General features: G+C 64.4%; 14 protein-coding genes and 1 tRNA gene. 7 read left to right on the forward strand and 8 right to left on the reverse strand.

Annotation, left to right across the window (positions count from 1 at the left end):
- The first annotated feature begins 190 nt into the window (after nucleotides 1-190).
- Nucleotides 191-1,702 carry a YifB family Mg chelatase-like AAA ATPase gene (locus CDI09_RS08830; protein ID WP_078527623.1) on the forward strand — a complete coding sequence of 504 codons (1,512 nt, stop codon included), beginning with the start codon at nucleotides 191-193 and terminating at the stop codon, nucleotides 1,700-1,702.
- 68 nt (nucleotides 1,703-1,770) lie between these two features.
- Nucleotides 1,771-1,845 (forward strand) — tRNA-Val (locus CDI09_RS08835).
- A 179-nt stretch (nucleotides 1,846-2,024) separates the two neighbouring features.
- Here CDI09_RS08835 and CDI09_RS08840 read toward each other — a convergent pair.
- The 3 genes from CDI09_RS08840 to CDI09_RS08850 all read right to left on the reverse strand — a co-directional run bounded on the left by CDI09_RS08840 (nucleotide 2,025) and on the right by CDI09_RS08850 (nucleotide 5,390).
- Nucleotides 2,025-2,405, reverse strand: coding sequence for a hypothetical protein (locus CDI09_RS08840; protein WP_078524058.1), 381 nt, complete (start codon nucleotides 2,403-2,405; stop codon nucleotides 2,025-2,027).
- Nucleotides 2,406-2,502: 97 nt separating this feature from the next.
- Nucleotides 2,503-4,389, reverse strand: coding sequence for a hypothetical protein (locus tag CDI09_RS08845; protein ID WP_167370161.1), 1,887 nt, complete (start codon nucleotides 4,387-4,389; stop codon nucleotides 2,503-2,505).
- A 41-nt stretch (nucleotides 4,390-4,430) separates the two neighbouring features.
- A complete protein-coding gene (locus CDI09_RS08850; protein WP_078524056.1) occupies nucleotides 4,431-5,390 on the reverse strand; it encodes a mitochondrial fission ELM1 family protein in 960 nt (319 codons plus the stop codon).
- 111 nt (nucleotides 5,391-5,501) lie between these two features.
- On the opposite strand from CDI09_RS08850, the gene CDI09_RS08855 reads away from it, so the two are divergent.
- Together CDI09_RS08855 and CDI09_RS08860 are read left to right on the forward strand one after the other, a co-directional pair.
- A complete protein-coding gene (locus CDI09_RS08855) occupies nucleotides 5,502-6,617 on the forward strand; it encodes a DEAD/DEAH box helicase (RefSeq protein ID WP_078527619.1) in 1,116 nt (371 codons plus the stop codon).
- Nucleotides 6,618-6,779: 162 nt separating this feature from the next.
- A complete protein-coding gene (locus CDI09_RS08860) occupies nucleotides 6,780-7,805 on the forward strand; it encodes a M14 family metallopeptidase (RefSeq protein ID WP_078524054.1) in 1,026 nt (341 codons plus the stop codon).
- A gap of 43 nt (nucleotides 7,806-7,848) precedes the next feature.
- Here CDI09_RS08860 and glyA read toward each other — a convergent pair whose 3' ends face one another.
- Nucleotides 7,849-9,138, reverse strand: a complete 1,290-nt coding sequence (gene glyA, locus CDI09_RS08865) for a serine hydroxymethyltransferase (RefSeq protein ID WP_205836684.1) — start codon at nucleotides 9,136-9,138, stop codon at nucleotides 7,849-7,851.
- Between the two features lie 200 nt (nucleotides 9,139-9,338).
- Here glyA and CDI09_RS08870 point away from each other — a divergent pair, with 200 nt between their 5' ends.
- The 3 genes from CDI09_RS08870 (at nucleotide 9,339) to CDI09_RS08880 (ending at nucleotide 12,837) form a co-directional block, all read left to right on the forward strand.
- Nucleotides 9,339-10,808, forward strand: a complete 1,470-nt coding sequence (locus CDI09_RS08870; protein WP_167370160.1) for an amino acid permease — start codon at nucleotides 9,339-9,341, stop codon at nucleotides 10,806-10,808.
- An 80-nt stretch (nucleotides 10,809-10,888) separates the two neighbouring features.
- On the forward strand, nucleotides 10,889-11,881 hold the full coding sequence (hemB, locus tag CDI09_RS08875; RefSeq protein ID WP_078524051.1) for a porphobilinogen synthase: 993 nt from the start codon (nucleotides 10,889-10,891) through the stop codon (nucleotides 11,879-11,881).
- 146 nt (nucleotides 11,882-12,027) lie between these two features.
- A complete protein-coding gene (locus CDI09_RS08880; RefSeq protein WP_078524050.1) occupies nucleotides 12,028-12,837 on the forward strand; it encodes an arginyltransferase in 810 nt (269 codons plus the stop codon).
- Between the two features lie 58 nt (nucleotides 12,838-12,895).
- On the opposite strand, the gene parC is transcribed toward CDI09_RS08880, so the two are convergent.
- The 4 genes from parC to rpsB form a co-directional block, all read right to left on the reverse strand.
- Nucleotides 12,896-15,112: a DNA topoisomerase IV subunit A gene (gene parC, locus CDI09_RS08885; RefSeq protein WP_078524048.1), complete on the reverse strand. Its 2,217-nt coding sequence runs from the start codon at nucleotides 15,110-15,112 to the stop codon at nucleotides 12,896-12,898.
- 59 nt (nucleotides 15,113-15,171) lie between these two features.
- Nucleotides 15,172-15,963, reverse strand: coding sequence for a DNA repair protein RecO (gene recO / locus CDI09_RS08890; RefSeq protein ID WP_078524046.1), 792 nt, complete (start codon nucleotides 15,961-15,963; stop codon nucleotides 15,172-15,174).
- A gap of 49 nt (nucleotides 15,964-16,012) precedes the next feature.
- A complete protein-coding gene (tsf, locus tag CDI09_RS08895; protein ID WP_078524044.1) occupies nucleotides 16,013-16,918 on the reverse strand; it encodes a translation elongation factor Ts in 906 nt (301 codons plus the stop codon).
- Nucleotides 16,919-17,022: 104 nt separating this feature from the next.
- Nucleotides 17,023-17,808 (reverse strand): 30S ribosomal protein S2, encoded by a 786-nt coding sequence (gene rpsB, locus CDI09_RS08900; RefSeq protein WP_061271752.1) that lies wholly within the window; start codon nucleotides 17,806-17,808, stop codon nucleotides 17,023-17,025.
- Between the last annotated feature and the right edge of the window lie 13 nt (nucleotides 17,809-17,821).

Genomic DNA, 17,821 nt, shown 5'->3' on the forward strand with positions numbered 1-17,821 from the left:
CGCACAGCCGGAATGGGATGGCGAAGACAGGCAGGCCAGATCATGGGCACCTTCTTCCTCGCACATCTGAAAGTTTTATAAGAAATATTATGCCAACAAATTATGAGTGAAAGAGGCCAGGCCCATAATCCGGCCGGTTTCGTCATGTTCCATAATGGCCAAGCCGTTCGCAATCCGGCATCATTCATCCATGACTGATACGGCGCTCGCATCGATCTGCGGTTTTGCATTTTCCGGCATCGAGGCCGTTCCTGTCAAAGTCGAGGTCCAGCTTTCCGTTGGCCTGCCATCCTTTCTGATCGTGGGCCTGCCCGATAAGGCGATCAATGAATCGCGTGAGCGCGTGCGCGCGGCGCTGTCGGCCATGGGGCTTGCGCTGCCTGCCAGGCGCATCGTGGTCAACATGGTGCCCGCCAGCCTGATGAAGGAAGGATCGCATTTCGACCTGCCCATCGCCCTCGCCCTGCTTGTCGTCATGGGGCTGCTGTCGGGTGACATGGCGCAGCGTTATGCGGCTTTGGGCGAGCTGTCGCTTGATGGCGGCGTCAACCCGGTCTGTGGCGTGCTGCCCGCCGCCATGACGGCGGCCAGCCTGTCGCTCGGGCTGATCTGCCCCGCAGCCCAGGGCGTGGAGGCCCGCTGGGCCAGTGAAGACATGGATATCCTCGCCATCCGCTCTCTGCCCGAACTGCTCAACCATTTTCGCGGCCAGCAGGTGATCGAGCCGGTCGAACTGCCTCCCATTGCGGATGAAGACCTGAGCGCCCTGCCCGACCTTGCTGATATCCGCGGCATGGAAACCGCGCGCCGCGCGCTGGAAATCGCAGCCGCGGGCCGCCATTCGCTGCTTATGGTCGGGCCGCCGGGTGCTGGCAAATCCATGCTGGCCGCCCGCCTGCCCGGCATCATGCCCGACCTGACCCCTGTTGAAATGCTGGAGATCAGCCGCATCCACAGCATTGGCGGCCTGCTGAAGGATGGCCAGCCCGTGCGCCGTCCGCCGTTCCGTGATCCGCATCATTCCTCCAGCCCCGCTGCCCTGAGTGGTGGCGGCGCGCGGGCAAGGCCCGGCGAGGTCAGCCTGGCGCATCGTGGCGTGCTGTTTTTGGATGAAATGCCTGAATTTGGTCGCTCAGCGCTCGAGGTGCTACGCCAGCCGATGGAAACCGGCAGCATTTCCATCGCCCGGGCCGCCGCTCATGTCACCTACCCTGCCCGCTTTCAACTGATTGCGGCCATGAACCCGTGCAAATGCGGTTATCTGGGCGATGCTGCACAGGAATGCCGCAAGGCGCCGCGCTGTGGCGAGGATTATCAGGCCCGCCTGTCCGGCCCGCTGCTCGACCGGCTGGACATGACCGTGCATGTCGAACCGATGCCTTTAAGCCGCATTGCCGAACTCAGGGGTGGCGAGGCCAGCGCCATCGTGGCAGCCCGCGTGCGCGAGGCGGTCGCCCGCCAGCAGGCCCGTCAGGGCGAAGCCCGTAACGCCGAGGCTTCGACCGATGATTTCCGCATAACCACGCCAGCGCGTGATTTTGCCGTGCAGGCCGCTGAAAAAATGCGCCTTTCCGCCCGTGGCTTCACCCGCCTGCTGCGCGTGGGCCGCACCATAGCCGATCTGGGCGCGCAGCCCGATGTGGAACGTGGCCATATTGCCGAGGCTTTGGCCTACCGCTTCCGCCGCGCGGGTGGAAAATAACCCGAAAGCGATTTTTCCCTCTTGCGCACCCCCTCTGGCTGGACTAAATAAGCCCCACCGAAGCGGATGGGTGCGTAGCTCAGCGGTAGAGCATCGCCTTCACACGGCGGGGGTCACAGGTTCAATCCCTGTCGCACCCACCATCCGGCCTTATTCCTTAAAATATAAGCATAAAATAATGCATTATAGCGCCCGTCACGACGGGTGTGGTCCATGCAGCGCGTTACGGTAAGGTCGGACTGGCCGTATTGTGCCAATCCTCTGAAAAATAAAAGTTTTTGGTAAAGCTTTTTTTCAAAAAGCTTTGAAAACCAAAGAAACCCTACGGCACCTGCCCCAACGCATCGCGGCATTTGACGTAGGACAGCTTGTCCTGAAACAGGAACAGCACATAGTAATCGAGCGTACGGCGGCGTTTGCGGGTGGGGTTGGTGTAGAATGGAAAAACATCAAACGGCCCGTCATACCCTTCCGGCACCGGCTCGCGTTCGGTTATGCAGCGCACCCTGAACAGTGGCGCGTATACGGTGGCGTCCGCCTCCGTGCGCCGGACATGAAACAGGTTGCGGCGGAACTTGCGCAGCCGCTCGGGCAGGACAAAGATCATGTTCTGCTCAAGAAAATTCTGCGGCGGGTTGCGGTCGCGCAGGTATTTCATGTCCTGCGGCATGTCACAGAAGAAATTGGTGTCCTGTACGATCATGGTGCGGTCGGTCTTCCTCCATGGTGGTCATGGACCGGCTTGTTGCATATGGGCCGGTCAGGTGGGCAAGGCCTGCCCACCCACTATGACGGCCCGGTCAGAACCCGAACATATGGTCGATTGAAAACCGTCCGTCTCCGGTCCTGCGGCCATGATAGCCAAACAGGCGGCAGGTCGTGTCACGGATGATGACATAGGCTCCCTCACCCGCAATTTCCAGCGCAGCACGCCCGAAGACCTCATGCGGCCAGATTTCGCAGGAGCCGGACCGGGGAATGGCGAGGTGTTCCTCCGCCATGACTGCGCCGTGTGCCGCATGGAGCGAAAGCCGCGTATCGGACACCACATGCCACAGCCCCGATGCCGGATAGATCAGCATGCAGAAACTGTAGGGTTCGTGCAGTGCTGCCGTCAGGAACAACCTTGTGGAAAGCCCCGGTGGCGGCCCGGCATAGGATTGTGGCTCCCCCCGATAGGTCATGGCGGTGTTGAAGATATGCGCGCCAAAGCTGGTCTCGGCCACATGGCCGCTTGCGCGGTCCTCATAGCGGATCAGGGCATGCAGCCAGCCATCGGCCTGCCCGCCATCGCGGAAGTCATAGACCAGTTCGGCATGCCCAGCCCCGCCTGCAAGCGTGCCGACATCAAGCATGCTGGCATGGTCACGGCCAAGATTACCCATGAACTGCGTGGCTCCGCCCTGCCCGCGCCGGTCAAAGCAATCCACGCGCACGGGCAGGCTTGTCAGGCTTTCGGTCATGGGGGCGGGCACGACCAGCGTGCGGTAGCGTGCCGGGTCGGGCACGGGGAAAGGCAGCAGATAGCCCCGCCCGAAGAAACGTGGGTCCAGCTTGGCAATACCGGGGTCAGGCTGAAGGTCGGCGCGCTGCACGTTCAGGTGCGCGATGCGGGTGCGGGCAGCCCGTGTCACCTCATAGCGCGGGCGCACCACATACCCGCCTGCACGGAATTCAACCTGCGCGGGCCAGGCCAGATCGGGCAGCATGTCGCGCAGATGCACCGCCAGTGTCTGGTATGGGGCCAGTGTCTGGTCAATGGCCACCTGTTCGTCACATCCCATGCGGTTCAGCGTCATGGCGCCAGCGGGAATGGTCAGGTCGTGGCTGTTTTGCACCCACAGCACCACGTCTTCGCCCGGTGTGGGGGCTGGCAGGTTGGCGTAGCGGTTGGCAGGCCAGGCATTGGCGTCATGCGTGACCGACAGGCTGGCATTCGTGCCCCTGCCCCGTGTTTCCAAGGCGTATTTCACCACGTCATGCCCCGCGATGCCGATGGCATGGATGAAAAGCTGGCCGGTAAATGCAGGCAGGCAGAAGCGCTGGCGGATCTCGGCGCTGTCGAGAATGATGGCCTGCTCTCCCTGTGGCACGGGCTGCTCCCATGTGTGCAGCACCGTGCCGCTTTCATCGAACAGCCGCAACCATAGCCTGACCGCGCGCGCGCCATAGCGGGCCCAGTAATTGGCCGTGACCAGGCGGGTGGAGAATTCCTCCGTTTCGCGAAAGAAAGCAAAATTGGTGCCGAAATTGAGCCGGTCAAGATAGTGATGCCCGACCGAGAGCATATCCCGCGGCAGGCGTATCGACGCCAGCGTGTGCAGCGTGCCACCCGGAGGCATGAGGTCCGCCAGACGGTTTTCCATGGTGGCGGATTCAAAATCCAGCGCCCATACGGTCGTGGCCGTGCTGGCGGGCAGGTCAGCCAGCGCGCGCAGTTTCTGCCCGTGGCAGGTCTGCCCGACCTTGAGCGAATCATGGGTGTATAACCCTGCCACCTGTATGGGCGTGCCCAGCAGGGGCAGAATGGTTTCAACCATGCCATGCGGGTCATAAATCGCGATGGGGTCGGCTTTGGCCAGTTCGCGGTTCAGCACGGCCAGTTTTTCGGCGGCGAGCGGATGGGTCAGGGCCCGGTAGGCCATGTTGCCGCCGGTGCGCGGGTCAAAGGTACGAATGCTAAGCATGGGTGCCGTCTTGTTCCACTTCGGTGCGGGCGGGAGGGTGATCAGGCTACGGAGGGAAGGCCACAGTAATGCCGCACGGCCTGCGCCGCCAGTTCGGTATCATCAAGGGGAGTTACCCCCCATGTTTCCAGCCGCCCGGCAAAGGGGCGGATGCGGCCAGCATGTTCCAGTTCACGCAAAAAATGCCCGATGCGCCGCGACCGGCCCGGCAGTGCCGCCACCATCACGGGCACCGACGTCGCTACCGCTTCCGATACCATGGAAACGCTGTCCATCGTCACCACGATCGCATCGGCACAGGCCAGCAGGCCGAGATAGGGGTTGGGGCCGGTCTGGTCCCACACCCACGCATCGGGGCCTGCAAAGGCGCGTTGCAGTTCATGGCACACGGCAGGGTCGGTGCGGCGCGAGGGCGTGAGTGCAATGCCTACATGGTCACGTTGCATCATGGCCGCCAGTTCGCCTGCCAGGGCGGCTCCTTCTGCCGGGCCAAGGCGGAAGCGCCCGTTGCCGCCTCCCACCAGCACAGACACCAGCGGGCGTGGCAGGTGCGCCAGGCGGGGTCGCCATTCCTGCCGGGCCTGCGCCAGCAGCGCCGGGGTCACACCATGCAGTGCGGTGCGCGTGAGCACGACATTGGGGCCACGCAGCCGGTCATGGTGGTTGGCAATGACCAGATCGAACCGCGCGGGTGAAAGACGTGGATTCTGCACCTGAATCACGCATGCACCTTCGCGCCGGAGCGCCGCCCCCACCGCGCCGCCGCTGCCGCCTATGGTGATGACCGGGTTGTCGCGATACGTATCGGGCAGGCCAAGCGGCCTGATGGCGCGCAGGGGCGCGGGCCACCACGCGGCGGGCATGTGCCGCCACAGGCCGCGTGGCGCCAGGGCGTGCAGTTCAGGCGCAAGACCCGCGCGCTGGGCCAGGCCAAAGGTTTGCGAACGCATGCCCGCAAGGTCTGGCGCGATAATGGTTGCGGGGCGTAAAGGGGCTTGCATGCGCCCATCTGGCGGGACATGGGGCAGGCCGTCAATGCCCTGCCCCTTTTGTCGCGGGCTTACCCGCGCTATGGGGCAGCAATGAGCGAGACAGAACCGACATTTTCCGGCATGGGGCTTGATGGCCGCGTGGTGGCCGCACTGGCCCGTATGGGCCTGCACCAACCTTCCGCGATCCAGAACGCGGTCATTCCCCCCATCATGGCGGGCCGGGACGTGGAGGCCCTTGCCAGCACCGGCAGCGGCAAGACCATTGCCTTCGCGGCCCCGCTCCTGTCCGCGCTGATGCAGGGCGATGGTGCGGATGACAGTGCCGATAACAGCCGCGTGCGCTGTCTTGTGCTCTCGCCCACGCGCGAGCTTGCGGGCCAGACGGCGGGCGTGCTGCGTGGCCTTGCCCGTGGCAGCGGCCTGCGCGCGCTACAGGCCACAGGCGGCACGGCGCGCGCAGCACAGGCTAAAACGCTGGCCGAGGGAGTCGCCATCGTGGTTGGCACGCCGGGGCGGGTGATCGACCTTGCCCGGGGTGGCGAGCTGGACCTGTCCAGCATTACGCAGTTCGTGCTCGATGAAGCCGACCGCATGCTCGACCCCAATTTTGCCGAGGACATGCTGGCCCTGGCCGCCACCCTGCCGCCACGCCACCAGACGCTGCTTTTTTCGGCCACCATGCCGCCCGCCATGGCCGAGCTTGCGGCCCGCCTGCTGCACAAGCCCGTGCGCGTGAGCATGGCAGCCGAACAGGCTCCCGCGCCCCGCATCGCGCAATATGCCATTTTCGTGCCGATGCGCCACAAGGCGGAGGCAACGCTGGCCTGCCTGCGGCAGTATGGCATGCAGCGCGTGATGATCTTCGTGCGCACGCGGCAGGAGGCGGATGCCATTGCCCGCGCGGTCTCGGCGCTTACGCCCGCCGTCGCCATCCATGGCGATCATTCGCAGGCCCGGCGCGAGCGCATGCTGCGTGATTTCCGTCAGGGCCGCGTGGGCGTGCTGGTGGCGACCGACGTGATGGCGCGTGGAATCGATATTGATGACATCGCCCTGGTCATCAACCACGATATTCCTACCCCTGCCGAAGCCTATGTGCACCGCATCGGCCGCACGGCGCGCGCGGGCCGGCGCGGCATGGCCGTGGCCCTGTGCGCGCCCGAGGAGCGGCAGGCGCTGAAGGATATCGAACGCCTGACCGGCCAGCGTATCCGTATCGCAACACTGCCGGAGTAAGCCTGCACGCCGTCATGCATTTGTCATGCCCGGGGTGCCGTGGTGGCCTTGCCGTGGCAGGCGGGCCGGATAAACTGCTGGCATGATGAACCACGATGTCATGCATGTTTCTGGCCTGCACCGTGAGAGGTCCAGACCGCGCCACGACGGGCTGCGCGGGGCATGACATACGGGCCGGATGAAACGCCGCTGCCGGTGCGCGTGACGCGCCCCACCCCGTTTCTTGACCGCCTGCCGCCGCCAGTCCAGCCCCTGCCCCGATGGCGCATTGACCTCACACCGCCCGACATTGCGCCATGGCGGAAAGGCAATTGCGGCATACCCGGCGTCATGCATTACGAGGGGCGCAGGCCGGGGCCGCATATCGTGTGTGTCAGCCTGATCCACGGCAATGAGTTCTCGGGCGCGATCGTGCTCGACCGGCTGCTGCGCGCACGCATCCGCCCGCGTTCGGGCCGCCTGTCCTTCGTATTCGCCAACCCCGAGGCCATGGACCTCTTCGATCCAGGTGACCCCGTAAGGGCACGCTGCGTAGAGGAAGACATGAACCGCGTCTGGTCGCCCGCCACGCTGGACAGTACCCGCAACGCGCATGAAGTCGACCGCGCGCGGGTGCTGCTGCCCGTTATCCTGACGGCGGACAGGCTGCTCGACCTGCATTCCATGTTGTGGCCAGGGGATCCGCTGGTCCTGTCCGGACTTTCCGCGCCGGGGCGGCAGATGGCGCGACGGGTGGATGGCGTGGGCACGACGGTTGCCGATCAGGGGCACCGGAGTGGATGCAGGCTGATCGACCATCCCCGCTTCAGCGGTGATGGCCCTGCCGCCGCCTGCCTTCTGGAGGCCGGACAGCACTGGCATGAAAGCACGGTGAGCCGCGCCATGCAGGCTGTTATGTCCCTGATCGGGCCATGCTGTGGCCTGCCGGCGGCCACCACCGGCACGCCCGTGCCACGACGTGATATGGTGGTGACGAATGTGGTGACGGCGCGTACCGGCGCGTTCCGTTTCGTGGCCCCGTTCCGTGGCGGGCAGGTTCTGCCTGCACGAGGCACGCTTGTCGCCCATGACGGACGTGACGAGATCCGCACGCCTTATGACCGGTGCATGCTGGTCATGCCCAACCTGCGCCCCGCGCGTGGACATACGGCGGTGCGCTTCGCACGGGCAGCGGGCGGCCCGGAGTAAGGCCCGCCCCGGGCTGGCTACCGGGGCAGGCCTGCCTCACTGTTCAGGCGTAGATGGGGAAGCGGGCGCACAGCGCCTTGACGCGCGCATGCACGGCCTGCTCCGTCTTCTCACAGCCTTCCTCACCCGGTGTTTTGGCAAGGGCGGTCAGCACTTCATCGATCATCAGGCCGATTTCACGGAACTCGGCTGCGCCAAAGCCACGCGCGGTAGCCGCCGGGCTGCCGAGGCGGATGCCCGAGGTGACGGCAGGCTTTTCGGGGTCGAAGGGAATGGCGTTCTTGTTGGCGGTAATGCCCGCGCGCTCGAGCGCACGCTCGGCGGCACGGCCCGTAACCCCCTTGGGGCGCAGGTCAACAAGGATCAGGTGGCAGTCGGTGCCGCCGGTCACGATGTCAAAGCCAGCCTTGACCAGTGTTTCGGCCAGGATGCGGGCATTGGAGGCCACGGCTTCCTGATAGGTCTTGAAGTCGGGACGCAGCGCCTCGCCAAAGGCTACCGCCTTGCCCGCGATGACATGCATGAGCGGGCCGCCCTGCAGGCCGGGGAACACGGCGGAGTTGATCTTCTTGGCCAGAGCGGCGTCATTGGTCAGGATCAGGCCGCCACGCGGGCCGCGCAGGGTCTTGTGCGTGGTCGAGGTCACGACATGCGCATGCGGCACCGGCGAGGGATACAGCCCGGCGGCAACGAGACCCGCGAAATGCGCCATGTCCACCATCAGGAACGCCCCGACCTCATCGGCAATGGCGCGGAAGCGGGCGAAGTCGATGATGCGCGGATAGGCGGAGCCACCGGCCACGATCAGCTTCGGCTTTTCAGCGCGCGCCAGGCGCTCCATTTCCTCGTAGTCGAGCAGGCCATCTTCCTTGCGCACGCCGTACTGCACGGCGTTGAACCACTTGCCCGAGTAGTTGGGAGCCGCACCATGCGTCAGGTGGCCACCGGCGGCCAGGCTCATGCCCATCACGGTATCGCCCGGCTGGACCATGGCCATGAACGCCGCCTGGTTGGCGTTGGCGCCGGAATGGGGCTGCACGTTGGCGAATTCGGCGCCGAACATCTTTTTCACGCGCTCGATGGCCAGGGTCTCGACCTTGTCCACTTCCACGCAGCCGCCATAATAGCGGCGACCGGGATAGCCTTCGGCATATTTATTGGTCAGCACGCTGCCCTGGGCTGCCATGACAGCGGCCGAGACCATGTTCTCGCTGGCGATCAGTTCGATCCCATCGCGCTGACGCACCAGTTCCGCCTCGATCATGGCGGCGACATCGGGGTCGGCTTCGGTCAGGGGGGCGCGGAAAAACTGCTTGAGGTCACTCTGGCTGATAGGGTCCGACACCGGTATGGTTCTCCATCAAATTATCATCTGTCATTTCCGGCTGGGCAAACGGACATGACACCTATGGGGACAGGCCTGCTATGTGCGCCATATCGTGGCGTTTAGACAACGCCAAAATGACCGAGAGAGGCTGATTTGACTGTTGTTCCCTCCCATGCACCCACCCACGGCATGACAGGTGTGACCTCATGAGCACGGACATCAGGCGCGCCCTGCTGCGCAGGCTGCCCGTCGGCGCCCCATTGCCTGACGCCGGGCTGAAACGTGTTCTGGGCATTGGCAGCCTGCTGACCCTGGGCGTGGGCGGCACCATCGGGGCGGGCCTGTTCTCGCTGACCGGCATCGCCGCGGGCAACAATGCCGGGCCTGCGGTGATCCTGTCCTTCGCGGTGGCGGCCATCGCCTGCGCCTTTGCCGGGCTGTGCTACGGCGAGCTTGCGGGCATGATCCCCTCGGCGGGTAGCGCCTATGTCTATGCCTATGCCGCGCTGGGCGAGCTTGCGGGCTGGATTATCGGCTGGGATCTTGTGCTGGAATATACGGTCGGCGCTTCCGCCGTATCGGTCAGCTGGGCGCGTTACATGCGCTCGCTGCTTGAGGGCTGGGGCATCCATATAGATCCCCGCTTCATGGCCTCGCCCTTCGAGGTGGTGGGCATGGTCGATGGCCAGCCGGTGCATGGTCTGGCCAACCTGCCCGCCGTGTTCATCATCGTCGCCCTTTCCGTCCTGCTCATGCGCGGCATTTCCGAATCCGCGCGGCTGAACGGCGTGATCGTGGTGGCCAAGCTGGTCATCATCGCCGCCGTAATCGGTTTTGGCCTGCCCTATATCAAAACCGCGAACTACACGCCCTTCATCCCCCCCAACACGGGTGAATTCGGGCATTACGGGCTGTCGGGCATCATGCGCGCGGCGGGGCTGGTCTTCTTTGCCTATCTGGGGTTTGACGCGATCTCCACCGTGGCCCAGGAAACCCGCAATCCCGGCCGCGCCATGCCCATCGGGCTTATGGGCACGCTGGCTATCTGCACGCTGGTCTATATCAGCTTCTCGTTCGTGCTCACGGGGCTGGTCAATTACCACGACCTTGCAGGCGATGCGGCCCCCGTCGCCACCGCCATCGACCAGACCCCCTTTGGCTGGCTCAAGGCCGCCGTCAAGGTGGGGGTGATATGCGGGTTCCTGTCGGTCATGCTGCTCATGCTGCTGGGGCAGAGCCGGGTGTTCTTCGCCATGTCGCGCGACGGGCTGCTGCCGCCCATGTTTGGCCGCACCCATGCGCGCTGGGGCACGCCGGTGGCCTGCCACCTGTTCTTCATGGTGGTGACCGGGATCATGGCCGCCTTCCTGCCCATTACGCAACTGGCCAATATGACCTCGATCGGCACGCTCCTGGCCTTTGTCATCGTATGCGTGGGCGTGATGGTGCTGCGCGTGCGTGAGGCCGATCGCCCGCGCGTGTTCCGCGTGCCCGGCGGCATGATCGTGCCCATCGCGGGCATTGTCTGCTGCCTCGCGGTCATGGTCTCGCTTGATGGGCTGACCTGGCTGCGGCTGGTGGTATGGCTGGCCATCGGGCTGGTGGTTTACGGGCTGTATGGCATGCGGCACAGCAGGCTGGGCCACGACATGCCTGCCATGCAGAACCGGGAGTAAGTGTTACCGCATCATCATTTGGCAGGAGGCGGCCGGCGGATCATAGTCGGGCTCCCCTTACCTCACTGGAGTTGGATTGGATGAGCATCGGTCAGTTTCCCCATGTAAGGCTGCGGCGTAACCGGCATGACCGGTTCACCCGGCGGCTGGTTAGTGAAAACACGCTTTCGACCGATAACCTGATCTGGCCGCTCTTCGTGACCGAGGGCACCAACTCCGTCACCGACGTGGCCTCCATGCCCGGCGTGCAGCGTGTCAGCCTTGACAGGCTGGCCGCCCATGTGGAACCGGCAGCGAAGCTTGACATCCCGGCCCTCGCCCTGTTTCCCATAACCCCCACCACCCTGCGTGACGAGGCCGGGACCGAGGCCACCAACCCCGACAACCTGATGTGCCGGGCCGCCCGCCTGCTGAAAAAGGAATTCCCTGAAATCGGGCTGATCGGCGATGTAGCGCTCGATCCCTATACCAGCCACGGCCATGACGGGCTGATCGAGGATGGCTACGTGGTCAATGACCCCTCGGTCGAGATTCTGGTCAAGCAGGCGGTCAATCAGGCGGCGGCGGGCATCGATATCATTGCCCCATCCGACATGATGGACGGGCGCATTGGCTCCATTCGCACGGCACTTGATGCCAGCGGGCTGGTCAATACCCGCATCATGTCCTACGCCGCCAAGTATGCCAGCGCCTTTTACGGCCCCTTCCGTGATGCGCTGGGCTCGGGCGGACTGCTGACGGGTGACAAGAAAACCTACCAGATGGACCCCGCCAACAGCGATGAAGCCCTGCGCGAAGTGGCGCAGGACCTGCGCGAAGGGGCCGACATGGTGATGGTCAAGCCCGGCATGCCGTATCTGGATGTGATCGAGCGCGTGCGGCGGGAATTCGCGGTGCCGACCTTCGCCTATCAGGTCTCGGGCGAATACGCGATGCTGATGGCCGCCATACAGAACGGCTGGCTCGACCGTGACCGCGTGATACTGGAAAGCCTGATGTCCTTCCGCCGCGCGGGCGCCAATGGCGTGCTGACCTACTTCGCGCTCGACGCCGCCCGCCTGCTGCGCGCCTGATCCGGCCTGAAAACGCCCTTTTGCCCATCGCCGGATAGTTGATGCCTGCAACCGGGAAGATATGATAACCGTATAAGCATACGGGCAGTCTGTCTTTCCGGTTTGCGGGGCTGCCTTTATTCCGTTTTCCGGCTGGTGAAGAGCGCATGACCTACACATCGCCACGGCATCCACAGCTGTTCTATACCACCGCCCCCATGCCCTGCCCCTATCTGCCGGGGCGCATGGAGCGCAAGGTCGTGACCGAAATTGGCGGCCCTGAGGCCGTGCCGTTCCATAACCGCCTGTCACGCGCGGGGTTCAGGCGCAGCCACACCATCGCCTATGCCCCTGTGTGCGCCAACTGCACGGCGTGCACGCCCATCCGCGTGCCGGTGGCCCGCTTTGCGCCCGGCCGCACGCAGCGCCGCGTGCTCGGGCGCAATAACGGGCTATGCAGCGCACGCGTGCCCCCCCATGCCACACCCGAGCAGTTCAACCTGTTCAGTGCCTATCAGGCTACCCGGCATGATGGAGGCGACATGGCCTCCATGACCTTCCCCGATTACCGCGCCATGATCGAGGACACGACGGTCGAGACCTTCATGCTCGAGTTCCGTGATGGAGCCGGCCGCCTGGTCTGCGTGGCGCTGGTGGACCAGCTTGATGACGGGCTCTCCGCCGTTTATGATTTTTTTGATCCCGACATGCCGTCGCATTCGCTGGGCACGTTCGCGGTGCTGCACCTGATTGAATATACCCGCGCGCTGGGCCTGCCCTACCTGTATCTGGGCTACTGGATCAGCGAGAGCCACAAGATGGCCTACAAGGCGCGCTTCCGCCCCGCCCAGATCATGACGCGCGGTGTCTGGCATGACCTTGACCTGAGCCAGCCTGATGCCAGGCAGCCACAGGATAGTGCCTTCCTGCCGGATGACCTGTTCCATCCGCCGCAATCAGATACTGATGGAAAGTAAAAGTTTCCGAACGCCGCCTTCTGAATGAAAGGCGGCGTTCCCTGAAGTTTCTCTTTTTTCAGTTCTTTGGCTTGCGGGTCGCCCAGGCGGGGGCCTGTTTGCCGGTATCGGCGCGCTTGCCGACATACTCCTTCACATCGGCAAAGGAGCGGGTGCGGTTGGGGTCTGGCCAGGGCAGACCTGTGGCCGCCGTAAACACCACCGCATCGCGCAGGCCGCCTTCCTTGTATTTTTGCAAGATCACGCCAAGGCCGCGGGTCATTTCCGGCAACTGGTCGAGCGGGAAGACCAGCATGCGCCGGTTCTGCCCCAGGACCAGCACATGATCGCCGCCTGCGGGTGCGCAGACCAGCGCGCTTTCGTTTTCCTTGAGGTTCAGGATCTGCTTGCCGGTGCGCTTTTCCGCCGTCATGGCCGATTCCGCCACGACAAGGCCGCGCCCGGCACTTGAGGCCAGCAGGCGTTTTGCGCTGTCATCAACCGGGAACATCGTGATGATGTCCTCATCATTCGACAGGTCGATCAGTAGGCGCAGCGGCTGGCCATCGCCCCGGCCACGCGGCAGGTCGGCCACGCGCAGCGTAAAGGCGCGGCCATCGGTGGCAAATACGCACAGCCGGTCGTTGCTGTGGCATTCCACCGCCATGCCCGGCCCGTCGCCTTCCTTGAACTTGAGGGCCTGCGGGTCCTGCCCATGGCCGCGCACGGTGCGGATCCAGCCCTTTTGCGACAGGATGACCGTCAGCGGATCACGTTCGACCGGTAATGCCGCTTCCACATCGATCTCGGGCGGCGGTTCGGCCAGCGTGCTGCGCCGGGCGCCGAGCGCGCCACTGCCAAAGTTCTTCTGGATATCCCTGATTTCAGCCGCAATGCGCTTCCACCGCAGCCCTTCCTGCGCCAGCAGGTCCTGCAGGGACTGCTTTTCCGCGCTCAGCCTGGCGTGCTCGGCGCGGATTTCCATTTCCTCCAGCCGACGCAGGCTGCGCAGGCGCATGTTGAGCACGGAGTCAGCCTGCAGTTCCGTCAGGCTGAAGGTCGCCATGAGGGCTGCCTTCGCGTCATCCTCCTCGCGCACGATGCGGATGACCTCATCAAGGTTGAGATAGACCGCGAGGAAGCCATCAAGAATTTCGAGCCGCCGGTTGACCGCCTGCAGCCGGTTGGTGCTGCGGCGCAGCAGCACGTCGTGGCGGTGGTCGAGCCAGGCCTGCAGCACCTCTTTCAGGCTACGCACGCCGGGCACCTGATCGGCGCCGAGCACGTTCATGTTCAGGCCAAAACGGCTTTCAAGCTGGGTGGCGCGGAACAGTGTTTCCATCAGCACGGCGGGTTCGATGCCGCGTGACTTGGGCTCGAGCACCAGGCGGATATCGGTCGTGCTTTCATCGCGGATGTCAGCCAGAAGCGGGAGCTTTTTCTGCTCCATCAGATCGGCCACCTGCTCGATCAGGCGCGATTTCTGCACCTGATACGGGATCTCGGTCACCACGATCTGCCATGTGCCGAACCGGCCCTGCTCAACCTCCCACTTCGAACGGATGCGGAAGGAACCGCGCCCCGTCTCATACGCACGGGCGATGGCGTCACGATCCTCCACAATGGCCCCGCCGGTGGGAAAGTCCGGTCCCGGCATGTGTTCAAGCAGGTCGAGGGTGGTGGTGGATGGCTTGCGGATCAGCGCGAGGGCGGCGGAACAGATCTCGCCCACATTATGCGGCGGAATGGAGGTTGCCATGCCCACGGCAATGCCTGCCGCCCCATTGGCCAGCAGGTTGGGGAAAGCGGCAGGCAGCACGACCGGCTCCTGCTCCTCGCCATCATAGGTGGGGCGGAAATCGACGCTGTCCTCGTCAATGCCTTCAAGCAGGGCCTTGGCCACGGCGGTCAGGCGGGATTCGGTGTACCGCATGGCGGCGGCGTTATCGCCGTCGATCGAGCCGAAATTGCCCTGCCCTTCCACCAGCGGATAGCGCACGGCAAAATCTTGCGCCAGCCGCACCAGCGCCTCATAGACCGAGGCATCGCCGTGCGGGTGGTATTTACCGATCACGTCACCCACCACGCGGGCGCATTTCTTGAACCCTGCCGTGGGGTCAAGCTTGAGCTGCTGCATGGCGTAGATCATGCGCCGGTGCACGGGCTTCAGCCCGTCGCGCACATCGGGCAGCGAGCGCGACATGATGGTCGACATGGCATAGGCCAGGTAGCGCTGGCTCAGCGCATCGGCCAGCTTGGTATCTTCAATATGGCCGACTGTTGGGTCCACAGGCATGCAATCTTCCTCCCGCAGGTGAACAGATAGCGAAACTTTACGGTTTGTCCAATGGTGTATCAGCCGGGCGGGGTGGGTGTTGCTTCCGCCGGGGGCTCCGGCGGCGCAATATCGGCCTCGCGTGCGATCAGGTCGAGCAGCCTGCCACGCGCCTCGGGCACCGGGCGGTGGCGCTGGCCAAACGCATCGCGTTGCAGGAAATGCCCTGTCAGACGCAGGCCATCATACCAGTCCGTGGGCGTGCCAACTTCATCAGGATGAAGCACGAAACCGGGCAGCGGCAGCAGGCGCTGGCGCCATTCCCCTGCCCGTGCATCCGATACCGCGCGCCCTGTGCGGGGCGAGACCCAGCGCAGGTCATCAGCAGGGCCACCAAGGGCGCAGCGACCGAGATCAAGGCCAAAGCCAAGATCGGACAGCAGCATCAGTTCCCAGCGCACGATTTCGGGCATGGCCCCGGCCACCGCCCATTGCGGGTCGAGGCTGATCCGCGCCAGCAGGCTGGCCAGCCCCTGGAATATGGCGGGGTGCGGTTCACGCTCGGGCAGGCAGCCATCGGCCAGCGCGCACAGCGAGGCCAGCATGGCCAGCGGCAGCGGCTCATCGAGGATACGCGCGGCCGAGGCATGTACCACCTCGGCCGAGATATTGCCCAGTTGCTCGGACAGCCGCGCTACCCAGCGCGCGCGCACCAGATTGCCGGTCTGCCAGACCGCGCGCCCCCGGCTTGATGAACCGCCACGGGCCAGACCGTGATAGAGGCCGTGCTCACCCGTCAGCACATGCACGATGGCGCTGCCCTCGCCATAGGGTGCGGCAGAAAGCACAAGGGCGGGTGCCTCCCATTCCATCAGGAAGCCCCCGCCCTTGTTAAAAGAAAACCGGAAACCGGCAACGTGATCAGTTGCCGGCGGCCTTCGCCACTTCAGCGGCAAAGTCGTTGTCTTCTTTTTCGATGCCTTCGCCGAGCTGGAAGCGCTCGAAGCCCTTCAGCTTGGCGCCTGCCTTCTCAACGATCTTGCGCACGCGGCTTTCGCCATCATGCACCCAGACCTGCTCGAGCAGCACCACTTCTTCGTAGAACTTGCGGATGCGGCCATCGACCATCTTCTCGATGATGGCATCGGGCTTGCCCGAAGCCTTGGCCTGCTCCACCAGCACCGCGCGCTCGCGCTCAAGCGCCTGCGGGTCAACGCTGTCCACATCCAGCGCTGCCGGACGGGTGGCGGCGACATGCATGCCGATGCGGCGACCCAGGTCTTCCAGCGCTTCGCTGGCGGTGGGGGCCTCAACAGCAGCCAGCACGCCAATCTTGCCCAGGCCGGGGTTGACCGCGCCATGCACGTAGGTGGCGACCACGCCCGAGGGCACGCTCAGCACGCGTGCGCGGCGGATGGACATGTTCTCGCCAATGGTGGCGATCAGGTGCGTCAGTTCATCGGCAACGCTGCGGCCGCTTTTCAGCACGGCAGCCTTCAGCTTTTCCAGATCGTCGCCCACGCTCAGGGCGGCATGCGCCACTTCGGACACGAAGTTCTGGAAATGCTCGTTGCGGGCAACAAAGTCTGTCTCGGCGTTGATCTCGACCATGGCGGCCTTCAGATCAGTCTGCGCCACGCCCACAAGGCCTTCAGCCGTTACACGGCCGGACTTCTTGGCAGCAGCCGAAAGGCCCTTCTTGCGCAGCCAGTCGATCGCGCCCTCGATATCGCCTTCGGCTTCGTTGAGGGCTTTCTTGCAGTCCATCATGCCCGCGCCGGTCTTCTCACGAAGTTCCTTGACGAGCGCTGCGGTAATTTGCGCCATTATGCTGATACTCCTCACGACAGGCGCACGCCCCGCAAGCGGGCGGGGCGTGTCCTTGCTGTGTCAGTTGCGCCAGCGGGCCAGGGCCACGCCGGCGCCCGTTTTCATTCCGCGCTAGCGGCGGCTTCCGTCACGGCCGTTTCCACGGCGGGGTCAACCGGCAGTTCCTCGGACGCGCCGAAGTCCTCGCCCGATGCACCCAGCTCGGCGGAGATGCCATCGAGCACGGCGGACGAAACCAGCTCGCAATACAGCGCAATGGCGCGGATGGCGTCGTCGTTGCCCGGAATCGGGAAGGTCACGCCACGCGGGTCGGAGTTGCTGTCCAGAACGGCCACAACCGGGATGCCCAGCTTGTTGGCTTCTTCAACCGCCAGCTTTTCCTTGTTCGTGTCGATCACGAACAGGATGTCCGGCAGGCCGCCCATTTCCTTGATGCCGCCGAGCGAACGCTCAAGCTTCTCGCGGTCACGGGTGATGTCCAGGACTTCCTTCTTGGTCAGGCCCTGGGTGCCGTTTTCCAGCATCTCGTCAATGCCGCGCAGGCGCTTGATCGAACCGGTGATGGTCTTCCAGTTCGTCAGCATGCCGCCAAGCCAGCGATGGTTGACGTAATACTGGCCGCAACGCTTGGCGGCTTCGGCCACCTGGTCGGCGGCAGCGCGCTTGGTGCCCACGAACAGCACGCGGCCACCACCGGCCACGGTGTCACGGATCGCCTTGAGCGCACGGTCCAGCATGGGAACGGTCTGCTGCAGGTCGATGATGTGGACCTGGTTGCGCACGCCGAACAGGTACGGCGCCATGCGCGGGTTCCAGCGGCGGGTGTGGTGACCGAAGTGCACGCCGGCCTCGAGCAGCTGGCGCATGGTGAATTCAGGCATCGCCATGTCGGCTAGATCC

Origin of the sequence: Komagataeibacter nataicola (assembly GCF_003207795.1) — a bacterium.
In the GTDB taxonomy this organism is placed as follows: Bacteria; Pseudomonadota; Alphaproteobacteria; order Acetobacterales; family Acetobacteraceae; genus Komagataeibacter; species Komagataeibacter nataicola.

Coding starts and splice junctions, on each gene's coding strand:
- CDI09_RS08850 (WP_078524056.1), bottom strand. CDS start 5,390: ATGCAAGCCCCTTTACGCCCCGCAACCATTATCGCGCCAGACCTTGCG.
- CDI09_RS08830 (WP_078527623.1), top strand. CDS start 191: ATGACTGATACGGCGCTCGCATCGATCTGCGGTTTTGCATTTTCCGGC.
- CDI09_RS08855 (WP_078527619.1), top strand. CDS start 5,502: ATGGGGCTTGATGGCCGCGTGGTGGCCGCACTGGCCCGTATGGGCCTG.
- parC (WP_078524048.1), bottom strand. CDS start 15,112: ATGCCTGTGGACCCAACAGTCGGCCATATTGAAGATACCAAGCTGGCC.
- CDI09_RS08845 (WP_167370161.1), bottom strand. CDS start 4,389: ATGCTTAGCATTCGTACCTTTGACCCGCGCACCGGCGGCAACATGGCC.
- recO (WP_078524046.1), bottom strand. CDS start 15,963: ATGGAATGGGAGGCACCCGCCCTTGTGCTTTCTGCCGCACCCTATGGC.
- CDI09_RS08870 (WP_167370160.1), top strand. CDS start 9,339: ATGAGCACGGACATCAGGCGCGCCCTGCTGCGCAGGCTGCCCGTCGGC.
- tsf (WP_078524044.1), bottom strand. CDS start 16,918: ATGGCGCAAATTACCGCAGCGCTCGTCAAGGAACTTCGTGAGAAGACC.
- CDI09_RS08860 (WP_078524054.1), top strand. CDS start 6,780: ATGACATACGGGCCGGATGAAACGCCGCTGCCGGTGCGCGTGACGCGC.
- hemB (WP_078524051.1), top strand. CDS start 10,889: ATGAGCATCGGTCAGTTTCCCCATGTAAGGCTGCGGCGTAACCGGCAT.
- CDI09_RS08840 (WP_078524058.1), bottom strand. CDS start 2,405: ATGATCGTACAGGACACCAATTTCTTCTGTGACATGCCGCAGGACATG.
- CDI09_RS08880 (WP_078524050.1), top strand. CDS start 12,028: ATGACCTACACATCGCCACGGCATCCACAGCTGTTCTATACCACCGCC.
- rpsB (WP_061271752.1), bottom strand. CDS start 17,808: ATGGCGATGCCTGAATTCACCATGCGCCAGCTGCTCGAGGCCGGCGTG.